We start from the raw sequence: 15,355 nt of genomic DNA, 5'->3' as shown, positions 1-15,355 counted from the left end.
ATGAGGGCAGGCGGCGGCTGGTGATTGTCGGGAGAAATCTGGAGCCTTGGGCGCTTCCCGGCGAACCTGGACGCGCCCCGGCGGTTGGCCGGCGTGGGCGGTTCGGGAGTAGCTGACCGGAGTGCTTAGTATTATACTCGCGCGTTCGCCGGAACAAACCTCGCCATCCCCGCTGACTTCCGGCCCGACCCAGGGCCTCGTCCCCGCTTCCGAACATTCCCGCGTTTGTCGCGTGACCAGAGACTTGCCATGATCGAATACAACCGCGATGCCCATGACATCTACCGTCAGTCGTTCGCCATCATCCGCGCGGAGGCCAGATTGGATCGCGTTCCCGCCGACCTGGAGTCGCTCGCGGTGCGGGTGATCCATGCCTGCGGCATGCCGGAGGTCATCGAGGATCTGGCGTTCTCACCCGGCGCGGGCGAGGCGGGCCGCGCGGCGCTGGCGGCCGGCGCGCCCATCCTCTGCGACAGCCGCATGGTGTCCGAGGGCATCACCCGCGCCCGCATGCCCGCCGATAACCCCATCCTTTGCACCCTGCATGACCCGAGCGTTCCCGATCTGGCCCGCCAACTCGGCAACACCCGCACGGCGGCGGCGCTGGAGCTGTGGCGCGCGCATCTCGCCGGCTCGGTCGTGGTCATCGGGAACGCCCCGACGGCGCTGTTCCGCCTGCTGGAGATGCTCGACGAGGGCGCGCCCAGGCCGGCGCTGATCCTCGGCTTTCCGGTCGGCTTCGTCGGCGCGGCCGAGTCCAAGGAGGCGCTCGCCGCCGACAGCCGGGGCGTACCCTTCGTGACCCTGCGCGGTCGGCGTGGCGGCAGCGCCATGGCGGTCGCGGCGGTGAACGCCCTCGGACGGGAGCATTCCTGATCGACATGGGTAAGGGGCGTTTGTACGGCCTGGGCGTTGGCCCTGGCGATCCGGAATTGATCACCATCAAGGCCCTGCGTTATCTGCGCGCGGCCCCGGTGGTCGCCTACTATGTCGGCAAGGAGAAGCGGGGCAACGCGCTGAGCAGCGCCAAACCCCACCTGCGCGCCGACCAGATTCGTCTGCCGCTGGTCTATCCGGTCACCGGCAAGAAGCCCGAGCCACCCTATGACTACGAAGGGGTCATGCGCGACTTCTACGACGAGGCGGCCGAGCAGGTGGCCGCTCATCTCGACGCCGGCCGCGACGTGGCGGCGCTGTGCGAGGGCGATCCCTTTTTCTACGGCTCCTTCATGTATCTGCACGACCGGCTGGCGGAGCGCTTCGAGACCGAGGTGGTGCCCGGCGTCTGCTCGGTGGTCGCCAGCGCCTCGGTGCTGCGCACCCCATTGGTCTATCGCGATCAACGCTTGCAGGTGATCGCCGGCACGCTTCCGGAAGAGACCCTGACCCGGATGCTGTCGGAGGTCGAGGCCGCCGCCATCATGAAGCTCGGCAGCAATTTCGAGAAGGTCCGGCGGGTCATCCGCGCGCTTGGTCTGGAATCGCGCGCGCGCTATGTGGAACGGGCGACCATGGAGGGCGAGCGTATCCGCGATCTCGCCGGGATCGACCCCGAGAGCGTCCCCTACTTCTCGATGATTCTCATCCCTGGCGAACGGTGGCGGGGCCAGTGAGCGACTCCGGGAAGGACACGCCCGGCCTGCTGATCCTGGAATCGGGCGGACAGCGGATCTCCGCGCGGCTTCAAGCCGCCTTCCAGGACGCCGAACTCCGGATGCTGGATTCCGAGGATGCGGCGACCAACGGACTGCGCGAGGCGCAGGAGTCCGGTCGCTCCTGCATCGTCATCGGCGATCAGGATGTCATCCTGCTCGCCCTAGCGCCCGTGCTGATCGGGCGGAGCCTGGGCGCGATCACGCCCGTCGTGACGGTCGCCGCCGACGGCTCGCGGGTCGTCCCGCTGCTCGGTTTCGCGCGGGGGGTCGAGGCCCTGGCATGGCGGGTCACGGAGGTGCTCGGCCTGGCCCAGCCCGCGGTCGAGCCGCTCGCGCCGCGACCGGGCCGACTCGCCGTGGTCGGACTCGGCCCAGGCGCGGCCGGGCTGATGGCCCCGGCGGTCAGGGAAGAACTGACCCGCGCCCAGGACATCGTCGGCTATACGACCTATGTGGAGATGGCCGGACCCTTCCGCCCGGATCAACGCCTCCTCGATTCCGACAACCGCCAGGAGATGGACCGCGCCCGGCTGGCCTTCGAGCTGGCCGCCCAGGGCCGTCATGTGGTGGTGGTCTCGTCCGGCGATCCGGGCGTCTTCGCCATGGCCACGGCGGTGGTCGAGGCGCTCGATCAATCGGACGACCCGGCCTGGCGCGCCGTGGATCTCGCGATCCTGCCCGGCATCTCCGCCGCCCAGTCGGCCGCCGCCCGCGCCGGCGCGCCGCTGGGGCACGACTTCTGCGTCCTCTCGCTCTCCGACAACCTCAAGCCCTGGGCGACGATCGAGCATCGGCTGGAACAGACCGCGCTCGCCGATCTGGTCATCGCCCTCTACAACCCCAGTTCCAGGGCGCGGCCCTGGCAACTCGCCCGCGCGCTCGACATCCTGCGCGCGCACCGCCGGCCCGCCACGCCGATCGTCCTCGGTCGCGACATCGGACGTCCCGACGAGCGCCTGACCGTCACCAGCCTGGGCGAGATCCGCCCCGAACAGGTCGACATGCGCACCGTCGTCATCGTCGGCTCCTCCCTGACCCGTCGGTTCGCGCGCGCAGGCGGCGGGGAGTGGGTCTATACGCCGAGGTGGTATGGCGAGGGTTCGAACGACGCCCCTGCCTGAGGCTGGCGGCTCTTTTCAGGTTCCAATAGGGGTGGACGCATGGCCGAGACCCGGCGGATGTACCGACTCATTGTCTGCGATCTCGACGGCACCCTGCTGAATGCCGAGCATCGCCTGGGCGATTACAGCCGCGCGGTCCTGGATGGACTGCAAGCTCGGGGTATCGAGATCCTGCTCGCCTCCGGACGGCACTACCTGGACATCCGCTGTCTCGCCGACCGGCTCGGAAGCCGTGGCGGTCTGATCTCAAGCAATGGCGCGGCGGTGCATGACGGCGGGTCGCGCCTGACGCATTGCCGCGCGATCGACGCCGACTGTCTGGATTTCCTGCTGCGCGATCCGCTCTTCGAGCGCGTTCACACCAATATCTACCGCCTCGACGACTGGCTGGTCGAGACGCCCAAGCCGATCCTGCTGGGCTATCACCAGGATTCCGGATTCGCCTATCGGGTAGCGGACTTCGCGACGCTCGCGCCCGAGCCGGTGCTGAAGGTCTTCTATTACGCCGAGGATCCGGATCATCTGCTGGCGCTGGAGGAACGGATCCTGGCGCGTCACGGCGACCGGGTCACGACCACCTATGCCTTGCCGATGGTTCTGGAAGTCATGGCCAGGGGCGTTTCCAAGGGCGAGGCCCTGGCGGGGGTGGTGAGCCGGCTTGGTCTGGATCGCGCCGATGTGATCGCCTTCGGCGACGGCCGCAACGACCTGGAAATGCTGCGCTATGCCGGCAAGGGCGTTCTCATGGGCAACGCCGACGCGAGCCTGAAGGCGGCGCTGCCCGAGCTGGAAGTCATAGGTTCGAACGCGCAAGAGGCGGTCGCGAACTACCTGGAGGGTCTGTTCGCGACCGCCGGCTGATGCCTCAGGAACGGGCCTCGGTTCGTCAGACCTTGAACTGTCCGATCCGCTCTTGCAGCTCGATGGCCAGTCTGGACAGACCCTCGCTGGAGGAGGCGATCTGGCCGGACGCCTGGTAGGCGCCATCCACCGACTGGGCGATGTTGGTCACGTTGCGGTCGATCTCCTCGGCCACGGCGCCCTGCTGCTCGGCGGCACTGGCGATCTGGGTGTTCATGTCGTTGATGCGCGTGATCGCCTCCGCGATCCTGGCCAGCGACTGTTCCGCCTGGGCGGCCTTGGTCACGGTCTCGCCCGAACGCTCGCGTCCTTGCCGCATGGCGGTCACGGCGCTGTTGGCACCGCCCTGAAGACGCTCGATCATCGCCTGGATTTCCTTGGTGGACGCCTGGGTGCGCGAGGCCAGGTTGCGGACCTCGGCGGCGACCACGGCGAAGCCGCGTCCCTGCTCGCCGGCGCGCGCCGCCTCGATGGCCGCGTTGAGCGCCAGCAGATTGGTCTGCTCGGCGATCCCCCGGATCACGTCCAGCACCTTGCCGATCTGGTCGCTGTCGACCTCAAGCCGGTGGATCACCTCCGTCGCGCTTTCCACCTCATGCGCCAGCGCCTCGATCGCGGCGATGGTCTCGCGTACCACGCCGGTTCCCTGACGGGATTCCTGATCGGCCTCGCGCGCGGCCCTGGCGGCGTCGTTCGCGTGGCGCGCGATCTCCTGCACGGTCGCGGTCATCTCGTTCATGGCGGTGGCGACCTGATCGGTCTCGGCCTGCTGGTGCTGGACCTGTTCGCGCGCGCCCTCGCTGGTCATGGACAACTGCTCGGCGGCGGCGGCGAGCTGGGCGGTGGCCCCGCTCACCTGGCCGATCAGCGCCTGGATCTTGCCGACGAAGGCGTTGAAGTTGGTCGCCAGCAGGGCGATTTCGTCCGTGCCATCGACCGGCAGGCGCCGGGTCAGATCGCCCTCGCCACTGGCGATATCCCTGAGCGCCGAGACCACGCCGCGCAGTGGCCGCGAGACGCCGCGACTCAGCGCCACGATCACTCCGATCAGCAACCCCAGGCCGGCGAGCCCGATCAGGACCAGATCGCGGATGAGCGCGTCGGTGCCGGCCAGCACGTTGCGCAGGGGCAGGGCCATCCCGATCGACCACTGTCCCGCGTTACCGGCCAACGCGAGCGGCTCGGAGAGGATCAGCGCCTGACCGCCGACCAGGTCGTTCTCGCGGGTGGCGGTGAAGGGGAGACCCTGCTTCAGGGCGTCCGTGAATCGCTCCAGATCCTCGCCCAGGGTGATCTGGTCGGTCTCGCTCAGGTGCTTGCCCAGACGACTGGCGTCCGGATGCGCGATCACCTTGCCCGTGCGGCTGAAGAGCGACGTGATCCCGCCGAAGGGACGCTTGGCGTCGATCATCGACTGGATGTGGGCGATCGAGAGATCCACGCCGACCGCTCCGACCACGCGCCCGTTCTCGCGGATCGGCATGACGATTGAACTCAGGAGCATCTTGACGCCGCCCGACTCATAGGCGTAGGGATCGAGGATCACGGGGTTTCCGCTGTTTCTCGCCAGGAGGTAATAGTCGCCGTCTCCGGGCGTCTCGTAGTTCTTGAGGGCCTCCCAGGCGATGTCCTGATCGGTGCGGTACCAGGAGGGAATGTAACGGCCGCTGTCGTCATGGCCCTCGGTGCCGACATGGCTGGCGTCCAGTCCGTCGAAGGCGTTCGGCTCCCAGGCCATCCAGACCCCGAGCAGGTTGGGATGCTCCTTCAGATAGGTCGACAGCAGACGGTTGAAGTACTCCCGGCGTCCTTCCGCCGGGATGCCGTCGCGGACTCCGGCCACCGCCGCCAGGGCGCCGAGGCCCTTCATCTCGCCCATGAGGCTGTCCTGAATGGCCAGTCCTTCGGCGCGGGCCATTTGTCTTGAGGTCTCGATGGCATCCTCGGTGACCGCCTCGCGCAGGATGGCCTGCATGAAGAGGATCATGCCGAGCAACACGATGACCGCCGCGGGCACCAGGGTCACCAACAATTTGTTCATCATGGAAAATCGGGTCAGCATGCGGAGGCCTCGGAAGAACGATGCTTGGGGGAAAGACGACGGGATGAATTTTACAGGATAGCGCGATGCGTCGGCCGCTGGTGTGGCCCATGCGGCCGTGCCGGTTGTCTGTTCACGTTCGCCTCGACCCCGCGCCACCGATGAACCGGCTGGCTCAACGCCGGTCGCTCAAGTGATCCTCCTGGATCTCCGGCTCCGCGTAGCGCTCCCGGATCTCGCGCAGCTCCGGGAGCACGCGCAGGAAGCCGGCGACCACGGCGGGATCGAAATGGCTGCCGGCGAGCCGTTCGATCTCGGCCACCGCCCGATCCTCCGGCCAGGCTTGCTTGTAGGGCCGCTCCGAGAGCAGCGCGTCGAAGACATCGGCGACCGCCACGATCCGGCTTTCCAGCGGGATGGCCTCGCCCACGAGGCCCTGGGGATAGCCGTCGCCGTCCCAGCGTTCGTGGTGGGTCAGGGCGATCCTGGAGGCCATGCGCAGCAGTTCCGAGTCGTGGCCCGACAGCATCCTGGCGCCGATCGCGCTGTGGGTTTGCATGACCCGCCATTCCTCCGGATCCAGCCGGCCGGGCTTGAGCAGGATGTAATCGGGAATACCGATCTTGCCGATGTCGTGCATGGGCGCGGCATTCATGATCAGGGTGGCCCGCCGCTCGTCCAATCCCTGTTGAATGGCGAGTGTCCGTGCGAACAGGCTGATGCGCATGATGTGCAGGCCCGTCTCATTGTCCCGATATTCGGCCGCGAGACCGAGTCGGCGAATGATCTCCAGGCGGGTGTCTTCCAGCTCCCTGGTGCGCTCGCGCACCTTTTCCTCCAGCGCCGCGTTCTGCTCGCGGATCCGTTTATGCAGCAGGCGGACCTCCAGCATGTTGTGGACCCGGCTCAGGACCTCGGCACGGTCGCAGGGCTTGATCAAGAAGTCCTTGGCCCCGGAGGCCAGGGCGCGCAGCTTGGCCTTCGGGTCATTCTCGGCCGTCAGCACCAGCACCGGCGCGTAGTCGTTCTCGGCTCCGCAGGCTTGGTTCAGCGCGTCCATGACCTGGAAGCCATCCATGCGCGGCATGCGCAGATCGAGCAGGATGAGATCGAAATTCCGCTCGCGGAACAGGGGGAGGACATCCTCCGGGTCGGTGGTGGCGCGGATGTTCCCGTAACCGGCGGTCGTCAGGATCCGCTCCAGCAGCCTCAGGTTGGGGCGCTCGTCATCGACGATGAGGATTTCCGCCTCGAGAATTCGCGGATCAATTTCCATCGGGGCACAACTCCATGAGCGCCATTCAGTGTCGGGTGAGCGAGTCCGGGGTGGTCGATCCGGCCAGCGCCGCCCATGACTCGTATTCGTCGAGGCAGCCGAGTCCGCTCAGATACTCGCGATCGAGGTCCGCCTCGCCATCCCGGCCCGTGTTCACGATGGCGTCGGCGGCATGCACCAGCGTCAGCGGCGAGATCCCGGCGATGCCAGAGCGCGATGGCTCGTGATGCCAGGCCAGGGCGTCCACCACCGCCGGGGAAAAGCCCCAGAGACGCAGGAGGTAGGCCCCGACCCAGCCGTGGTGAGCGCCGAAAAGGCTCTCCTCGTGTCGGCAGAGATCGCGGCCGGGCTCCATGGCGAACAGCTCATCGCTGGGATCGAGGCTATTGGATTCGCCGATGAGCACCAGCCGACCGACGTCGTGCAGCAGTCCCGCCAGGCTGCTCTCGTCGCGCTCCAGGGCGCTCATGCCGCGCTGACGGGCGATGCGCGCGGCCAGTTCGGCGGTGGCCAGGCTTTTCTGGTTGAGGCGTTCGCGCCAGGCTTCCAGCGCGGGTGGCACCGGCGATTTGACGAAGATCTCGTGCTGGAGTACCAGGCCGGAGACCAGTCGGGTGCCCAGGAGCTTGACCGCCTGCTCGACGCGGACCGCCCGTGTCACGCCCCCGAAAAAGGCGCTGTTGGCCAATTGCAGGATCTTCGCGGACAAGGCGACGTCCTGGCCGAGGATGGCGGCGATATCGTCCAGCGAGGTCACGCGCTGCTCTTCAGCCAGCGCCTTGGTCAGGGCCACGAATAGCTTGGGAATGGGCGGCAGGGCCTTGAGTCCGCCAAGACGTCGGCGCAGCGCATCCGACAGGGGCATGGCCCCCAGGGCCTCGGCCCGCGCGATCAGGTCGGTGATGGCCTTGGGATCGAAGGGCTTGCCGATGAACAGATGGGCGTGTTGCGCCACACTGGCCGTTTCCTCCTCGCCACTGTAACCGGAAAGGACCGCCCGCACGCCGCCGGGGTTGTGAAGCGCGGCCTGCTCCAGAACCTGGCAGCCGCTGCGCCCTGGCATGCGCATGTCCGAAACCACCAGGTCGTAGCTGGTCTCGCTCAGTCGGGCGATGGCCGCGAGCGGGTCGGGCTCGAGGTCGAGCTGGTGACAGGCGGGCAGATTTCTCAGGGTGCGCCGGATGGTCCGTAGGATGGCCGGCTCGTCGTCGATAAAGAGTATCTTCATGCGTTGTCGTCCGCCGTGCTTGGGACATCCGCCCGCTCGATGGGCAGTGTCACGGTGAATACGCTGCCGCGTCCCGGTTCGCTCTCGGCATGGATGATGCCGCCGTGGCTCTCGATGATGCCGTGACTAATCGAGAGTCCGAGGCCGGTGCCGGCGCCGACGTCCTTGGTGGTGAAGAAGGGCGTGAACAACTGATCCATGTGCTCGGGGGCGATGCCGCGACCGCTGTCGCTCACCCGCACCGCCACGGAGTCCCCGCGCCTCAGGGTTTCGACGCCGATCAAGCCCCAGCCATCGATCGCCTGGGCAGCATTCACCAGCAGATTCACCAGAACCTGGGTGATCTGTCCGGGGTTGCCCCGGATGGGTGGCAGCTCGCCGAGCCGTTGCTCGACATCGGCCTTGTACTTGATCTCGTTGCCGGCCAGGCTCAGGGCCGCGGTCACGCACTCATTGAGGTCGAGTGGCTCGTCCCTGGAATCCCCGCCGTGGGCGAAGCTGCGCAATCCGGCCACGATCGCGGCGACCCGCTGGCTGCCCTCGGCGGTGTCCGTCAGCAGTGACTCCATGTCCTCCAGCAGGAAATCCAGATCCTCGCCGTGCAGGCGGGCTTCCCAACGTCCGAGCAGCTCCGGCTCCGTGGCGGCGCGAGCCTGGACCAGTTCCCGATAGTCCTCGATCAGCGGCAGCAGCACCGCCTGGTACTCGCGCAGATTGGCCAGATTGCCCTGGATGAAGCCGATCGGGTTGTTGATCTCGTGGGCCACGCCGGCCGCCAGGGTGCCGAGCGAGGCCATTTTCTCGGATTGCACCAACTGTTTCTGGCTCATTCGCAGACGCCGATTGGTCTCGGCCAACTGATCGCGGCTCGCGATCAGGGCCAGCTCGCGTTGTTGGATCTGCTGCGCCATCCATCCGAGCAGGAGCAGCAGGGCCACGGCCAGGAACGCCAGCGCCAGGAAATAGCCCTGGGAGGCCAGCAGTCCCCCGGTGCGCCGATAGTCTCCAGCGAAACCGATCTCGTAGGGGGTATCGGGAATGGGCTCCACGAGCCTCGGATCGCGTCGCCGTACCCGCTCCGGTCCGCTGTCTCCCGTCATCTGGACGAGATGGGAGCCGTCCGACCGGGCGAGATAGAACACGTAGTCCGCCCCCTCGTCCTCGTGTCGCACCAGTTGGTCGATAACGGCGTCCTGATTGATCCAGGCGATGATGATCGCGACCGGTGTTTCATGATGGCTGACCGAGGCCATGAAATAGACCTTGGCCGGCTGATCCTCGCTGACCGCGAGTTCGGGTGTCATCGACAGGGACGAGGGTGTTTTCCAAAACCGGGCTTGTCCCGCTTCCTCGCCCTCGTCGACCAGGATCTCGCCGTCGATATCCTGAATCAGGATCCGCTTATAGATCGGCACCCCTTTCATGACTCGCGAGGTCTCCATCTCCCTGACCAGATCGCGCATCGCCAGCAGACTGGTCTTGAGCCCGTATTCCATCGACATACCAAGCGCGCGATTGGAGAAGAACACCATCAGCGCCCGATCCTGAGCCATTCTGGCGACATCCGCCTTGCGCTCGGAGTTGAAATAGCTCAGGGCGGCGGCGCGCTTCTGGAGCTCGAAATGCAGTGACTTGTACGCGGCCTCATGGATCTCGCGCTGCGAATAGAAGGTGGTGCTCAGCAATAGGACGAGATACACGACGAGCAGGGTCGCCGCCGTGTAAATCAAGAGCCTGGATTTGCCGAATTCCATCGCTCGCGTCGTCCGCGGTTAGGAGTCGGTGGCGAAAAAGTCCTGGAAATAGGTGAACACCGTCGGGTAATAGGCCTTCACCATCCGGTTGTAGCGACCATCCTTGCGAATCATCCCGAGGTAACGGTTGAAGGCTTCACGCAGTTCCGGCGAGTCCTTGCGAAAACCGGCGGCCATGGTCTGTTCGTCGGAGATGGGTCCGATCACCTTGATTTCCCCCGGCCATTTGTCGAGCGCGATCAGGGCGTCCGGCACGTCCAGGATGGTGCTTTCGGCGTCGTTGTTGAGGATGGCCGGGGCCATTTCGTTGAGCTTGAGCTCCTTTTGAGGGAGCCGAACGTTGGCGCCGGTCTTCTCCAGTTGGTAGATGCGGGGATCGAGACAGGTGTTCTCCAGGGCCAGAACCTCGCGACCCTTGATCAGGGTCTTGACCACCGAGATGTCGTCGTTCCTGGAGCCGGTCGGACTGATCGGCAGAAGCGTCGAATCAGCCCGGGCGATCAGCCAGACGCCGCTCGGAAAGGTCGGATCCGAGTAGTCGACGATCTCCTGGCGCCAGGGCAGGACCGTGAGTCCGTTGGCCAGGATATCGCCCTTGATCGGTGCCTTGTCCAGGCGCTCGGCGCCGCCATCCTTGCCGAGCTTGGCGTTCCGCCCGGTGAGATCGCCGAAGGCGGTGGTCCAGGTGGTGGCGACGAACTCATAGCGGACACCCAGATACTCGGCGAAGCCCTTGACCAGCTCGACATCCAATCCATCGCCGAGCCCGGTGATGAAGTTCGCGTAGGGGACGCCGAGGTGACGCAGCACGCCGGCTTCGCGGATCTCCTTGAGGTCGCGTGCCTGCGCGACCGTCAAGGTGAGGAGGAGAAAGGCGCCGAGCAGCAGCGGCGGGACGGAAAGAAAACCTCTGGACATGATGGATGCTCCCAGGAATGGATTCGATGGAGTCGGAAACGCTGGAGGCTCGCGCCAGTCCTGCGCGACGAGCGGCGACGGTGGGCTAGACCGAGCGAACAGCCCCATGCTCCTCGTCCGGCTGGTCGAGGATGTAGATCAGATAACGCGAGCCATCGACCATGGAACCCCCATATCATGGGTCGTCCTGTGGAATAGGCAGAAACACGCGAAATTCGCTGCCTTCGCCGAGCTTGCTGGTCACCTCGATGCGACCGCCATGGGCCGTCACGATGTCACGGCTGATGGACAACCCCAAGCCGGTGCCCTTGCCGGCCGGCTTGGTGGTGAAGAAGGGCGTGAACAACCGCTCCAGATGTTCTTGCGCGATGCCGGTCCCCGTATCGGCGATGAAGAACTCGACCTCTCCGTCGAGTTGGCGGGTGCCGAGGCGTATCTCGCCATAATCGGCGAGCGCCTGGGAGGCGTTGACCAAGAGGTTCAGGATGACCTGCTTGATCTCCCCCGGTTTGCCGTTCAGCACCTGGACTTCCGTCATGGACTGGACGACGGTCGCCTTGTATTTGAGCTCGTTCCAGGCGACCTTGAGGGCATCCTTCACGCACTGGTTGATGTCGAAGGGCTCGCCCTCGGGGGTATCCGCCCGGGCGAAACTCCGCAGTCCGCCGACGATATCCTCCAACCGCTGGGCGCCTTCGCGGGTGTCCGCCAGCAGGGGCGCGAGATCGTCCAGGATCGGTTCGAGATCCTCGCCGCCGCTGGCCGAGGCGATACGCTCGCCCAGCGTGGCGGCCAGGCCCTCGGGCTCTCGCGACCAGACCAGCACCTCGCGCAGCACCGGCAGCAGTACCTGGAGGTATTCCTCCAGCATCACCGTGTTGTTCTTCACGAAGCCGATGGGGTTGTTCAGCTCGTGCGCCACGCCGGCGGTCAGCGACCCGAGCACCGCCATCTTCTCCGAGCGCACCAGTTGGGCCTGGATGTCGCGTACCTGATCGCGCAGCCGGATCGACTCTGGCTCATCCGTCACGGTTTGACTCCTTGGCGCGCCTGTCGCGCCTCATCGACTCGTCCATCATGGCTGGACATCCAGAACCTTCTCTCCACCGGCGTTTCGCGGCCCCGACATCAGTGGTTCCGGCAAGAGCGCCTTGAGCCGGCTCGCCAACTCGCACGCCTCGAACGGCTTGGCCAGGGCGTCATCGGCGCCAGCCGCCACCGCTTCGCGCAGCCGGTCCTGCGGCAGGGCGGAGATCACCAGAATCTTGAGCCGCGCCAGGTCCGGCTCGCCGCGGACATAGTTGAGAACCTGGAAACCATCCAACCCCGGCAGGCGCAGATCGAGCGTCATGGCCGCCGGCAGGAAGGCGCGCAGGGCGTCACCCGCCTGGAAGCCGTCCAGGGCCGTGCGCGTCTCGAACCCCGCCGCGCCCAGCGTGCGCGCGATGCTGCTCGCCATGGGCGCGTCGTCGTCCACCACCAGTACCCGATTGCCGTAGCAATGTAACGCCTGGGGCAGGGGCATTCCGTGACGGTCCACGAAGTTCAGAAAGTCGACCAAGCGCACCCGGTTGTTGCCCCGGCCCGGCAGCTTGTAGGCCTTCAGGTGGTTCTTCTCGATCCAGCGAATCACGGTGCGCAGGTTGACGCCGCAGTAGTCGGCGATCTCGCCGGTGGTCAGCGCGCGCATGCCGTCTCTCCGTCACCGGCTTCAACCGACCTCTGGCGTCGCGCGCCCGGCGCCTGTCTGGGTGTTCCATATCCGAGCATCCAAGATCCTCCCGATGTCCCGAAACGGCTTCGATGACTCTGTCGTGGATGGCGAGTATGTCGCAAATGTCGTGATTGACGCAAGTGACTGACTGCTTCTAACATGCAACATGTGACGCCGATCTTGGATTCAGCCCTTTGTCAAGCTGGATAGGCACGGCTCTATTTGTTTGAATGGCTCACCATCGCGCGGGGGTCCGCCACTCATCAAGGGATGTTGAAATGGAAAGCCTGAACCGCAATCCGCCGAGCGCGGACGAACCCATCCTGATCGTCGACGACGATCCCTCCGCCATCGACACCCTGCGCCGCATCCTGAGGCGCGGGCGCTACTCCAATCTGCTCGGCGCGACCGATCCCCGAACCGTGTCGGAGCTGCTTGAGCGTCACCAGCCAAGTCTGGTGGTGCTGGATCTGCACATGCCGGGCATGGACGGTTTCGAGGTCCTGGAACGGATGCGGGGGCTCTACCCGCCGCAAGAGGGGCCGGCGGTGCTGGTGGTGACCGCCTCGGATGACCGCGCCACCCGTCTGCGCGCCCTGGAGTCGGGCGCGATGGATTATCTGGTGAAGCCCTACGATCCCTACGAGGTGATGCTGCGTGTGCGCAACCTCCTGGAGATTCAGAAGCGGGGACGGCTGCTGTCCGGGTTTCTGAATTCCACCCCGGTCGCCATGTTCGCCCAGGATGGGGACGGGCGTTGTACCTATATCAACAACGCGGCCATGGAACTGCTCGGTTACGCCAACGCCTCGGCGTTCGTCGGCCAGGATATCCACGCGCTGATCCATCACACCCAGATGGACGGCTCGCCTCACGAGGCCGACGCCTGCCCGATTCTGGCCGCCGCCGTCCAGGGTCGCCCCGTGCATCGGGACGACGATATCTGCTGGCGAGCCGACGGCACCTCCGTGCCGGTGGAGTACTGGGCTTATCCGCTGACCGGAAACGGCACGCGGGGAGGGGCCTTGGTCACCTTCCTCGACATCGGCAAACGTCTGGAATCCGAGCACCGCCTGCGCCTGGCCAGCACGGTGTTCGAGAGCGTGGATCGCGCCCTGGTCGTGACCGACAGGGACGCCAATATCGTCGCCGTCAACCGGGCTTACACGCGGTTGACCGGATGGAGCCAGGACGAGGTGCTCGGCAGGAATCCGCGCTTTCGCCAGTCCGGTCGACAGGGTCCGGCCTTTTATCAAGCCATGTGGCGCACCCTCCTGGACAAGGGCACCTGGGAGGGCGAGCTATGGAACCTGCGCAAGGACGGAGACAGCTATCTCGAGGAGTTGACCATCACCACGGTCCGCGACGGGCACGGTGAGATCACCAATTATGTCGCCTCCGCGCGCGATCTGACCAAGGCGCGGCGTCGCGCTCAGGAGCTTGAGCTGGCCCGGAACCGCGCCGATGCGGCCAGCGAGGCCAAGACCCGTTTCGTCGCCAACATGTCTCACGAGATCCGCACCCCGCTGACCGCGATCGTCGGCTTCGCCGAGAGCCTGACCGACGAGGGACAGTCCGCGCCGGAGCGAGTCCGCGCGGTGGAGGCCATCATCCGTAACGGTCGCTATCTGCGTGAACTGGTGGACAACATCCTGGATTTCTCCAAGATCGAGGCGGACCGGCTCGACCTGGAGCGGATGGAAACGCCGCTTGCCGAGCTGCTGCGCGAGATCGCGGCGCTGGGCGGCGCGCGGGCGCGCGGCAAGGGGTTGGATTTCCAGGTCATCGTGGAACCGCCCTGGCCGCGCACCCTCATGACCGATCCCACCCGCGCCAAGCAGATCCTCGTCAATCTGGTCAACAACGCCATCAAGTTCACCGAGCGGGGTTCGGTGCTCCTGCGGGTCTCGCTGGACCGAGAGCGGGAACGGCTGGTGTGCGCCGTGGCGGATACCGGCATCGGCATCGAGGAACAACGGCTGCCGGAGCTGTTCGAATCCTTCGTTCAGGCGGATGCCTCGACCGCCCGGCATCACGGCGGCAGCGGTCTGGGGCTGACCATCGCGCGCGGACTCGCGCGACGGCTCGGGGGTGATCTCAGGGCGCGCAGCGTACTGGGTATCGGCAGTCAATTCACCGCCACCCTGGCCACGGGTCCATTGCCGGACACCCTGCTGGAGCCGGTTCCACCCGATTTGGAGGGACAGGCCATCGCCATGGAACAGGCGGAGGCCACCAGCGTTCCCAGCCTGTCCGGACAGGTGTTGCTCGCGGACGATCACTCCGACAACCGGGAATTGATCTCGCTCTACCTGGAGCGCGCGGGCGCACGGGTGAGCGCCGCGAAAAACGGACAGGAGGCGGTGGATCTGGCGCAACAGCAGCCCTTCGACCTGGTGCTGATGGACATGCAGATGCCGGTGCTGGACGGATTGGACGCCACGCGCCTGCTGCGCCTGACCGGGTTCGAGGGTCCGATCGTCGCCTTGACCGCCAATGCCACGGAGGCGGACCGCAAGGCCGCGCTGGCGGCCGGCTGCGACGACTTTCTCACCAAGCCGATTCAACTGGACCGCTTCCACGCCACGCTCGGGCGCTATCTGAAGACGGTTAGGGTCGAGGCGGATCGGCCAGCGGAGAGAGTCGCGGCGCCGATGCGTGATACGGCCCGCTATCGCGAGTTGCGCGCGACCTTTTTGGCCGAGCTGCCTGGCCAGTTGGAGGCGATGGGTCGGGCGCTGGAGCGGCAAGAGTACGGCGACTTGGCGACCATCGCTCACAAGTTGA

General features: G+C 66.1%; 12 protein-coding genes. 5 read left to right on the top strand and 7 right to left on the bottom strand.

The features are described 5' to 3' along the window. Positions 1-249 precede the first annotated feature (249 nt). From CKO27_RS21735 to CKO27_RS21720, 4 genes are read left to right on the top strand one after another with little or no spacing between them, the layout of a single operon-like run. Positions 250-876 (top strand): precorrin-8X methylmutase, encoded by a 627-nt coding sequence (locus tag CKO27_RS21735; RefSeq protein ID WP_200377021.1) that lies wholly within the window; start codon positions 250-252, stop codon positions 874-876. Positions 877-881: 5 nt separating this feature from the next. Next, entirely contained in the window at positions 882-1,613 is a 732-nt protein-coding gene (locus CKO27_RS21730) for a precorrin-2 C(20)-methyltransferase (RefSeq protein ID WP_200377020.1), read from the top strand. Further along, positions 1,610-2,776: a precorrin-3B C(17)-methyltransferase gene (gene cobJ / locus CKO27_RS21725; protein ID WP_338116157.1), complete on the top strand. Its 1,167-nt coding sequence runs from the start codon at positions 1,610-1,612 to the stop codon at positions 2,774-2,776. The genes CKO27_RS21730 and cobJ overlap by 4 nt, the downstream gene beginning before the upstream one ends. 57 nt (positions 2,777-2,833) lie before the next feature. Then, positions 2,834-3,637, top strand: a complete 804-nt coding sequence (locus tag CKO27_RS21720; protein WP_200377019.1) for a Cof-type HAD-IIB family hydrolase — start codon at positions 2,834-2,836, stop codon at positions 3,635-3,637. Positions 3,638-3,662: 25 nt separating this feature from the next. Here the strand turns inward: CKO27_RS21720 and CKO27_RS21715 are convergent, their stop codons facing one another. The 7 genes from CKO27_RS21715 to CKO27_RS21685 all read right to left on the bottom strand — a co-directional run bounded on the left by CKO27_RS21715 (position 3,663) and on the right by CKO27_RS21685 (position 12,544). Continuing rightward, positions 3,663-5,699, bottom strand: coding sequence for a methyl-accepting chemotaxis protein (locus tag CKO27_RS21715; RefSeq protein WP_200377018.1), 2,037 nt, complete (start codon positions 5,697-5,699; stop codon positions 3,663-3,665). A gap of 154 nt (positions 5,700-5,853) precedes the next feature. Further along, positions 5,854-6,954, bottom strand: coding sequence for an HD-GYP domain-containing protein (locus CKO27_RS21710; protein WP_200377017.1), 1,101 nt, complete (start codon positions 6,952-6,954; stop codon positions 5,854-5,856). A 25-nt stretch (positions 6,955-6,979) separates the two neighbouring features. Beyond that, the gene (locus tag CKO27_RS21705; RefSeq protein ID WP_200377016.1) at positions 6,980-8,182 is read right to left on the bottom strand and encodes an HDOD domain-containing protein; all 1,203 of its coding nucleotides are present in this window, start codon (positions 8,180-8,182) and stop codon (positions 6,980-6,982) included. Then, a complete protein-coding gene (locus tag CKO27_RS25075; RefSeq protein ID WP_200377015.1) occupies positions 8,179-9,936 on the bottom strand; it encodes a sensor histidine kinase in 1,758 nt (585 codons plus the stop codon). The genes CKO27_RS21705 and CKO27_RS25075 overlap by 4 nt, the downstream gene beginning before the upstream one ends. Before the next feature lie 18 nt (positions 9,937-9,954). Continuing rightward, positions 9,955-10,854, bottom strand: a complete 900-nt coding sequence (locus CKO27_RS21695) for a transporter substrate-binding domain-containing protein (RefSeq protein WP_200377014.1) — start codon at positions 10,852-10,854, stop codon at positions 9,955-9,957. 175 nt (positions 10,855-11,029) lie between these two features. Then, entirely contained in the window at positions 11,030-11,884 is an 855-nt protein-coding gene (locus tag CKO27_RS21690; protein ID WP_200377013.1) for an ATP-binding protein, read from the bottom strand. 45 nt (positions 11,885-11,929) lie between these two features. Then, positions 11,930-12,544, bottom strand: a complete 615-nt coding sequence (locus tag CKO27_RS21685; RefSeq protein ID WP_200377012.1) for a response regulator — start codon at positions 12,542-12,544, stop codon at positions 11,930-11,932. Between the two features lie 302 nt (positions 12,545-12,846). Between CKO27_RS21685 and CKO27_RS21680 the strand changes: the two genes are divergently transcribed. Beyond that, the coding region (locus tag CKO27_RS21680; RefSeq protein WP_200377011.1) for a response regulator at positions 12,847-15,355 on the top strand (2,509 nt) is incomplete at its 3' end.

This window comes from Thiocystis violacea (assembly GCF_016583575.1).
Lineage (GTDB): Bacteria > Pseudomonadota > Gammaproteobacteria > Chromatiales > Chromatiaceae > Thiocystis > Thiocystis violacea.
Note: the sequence above shows the minus strand (reverse complement) of the source record. Positions and strands in the feature narration are given on the sequence as shown.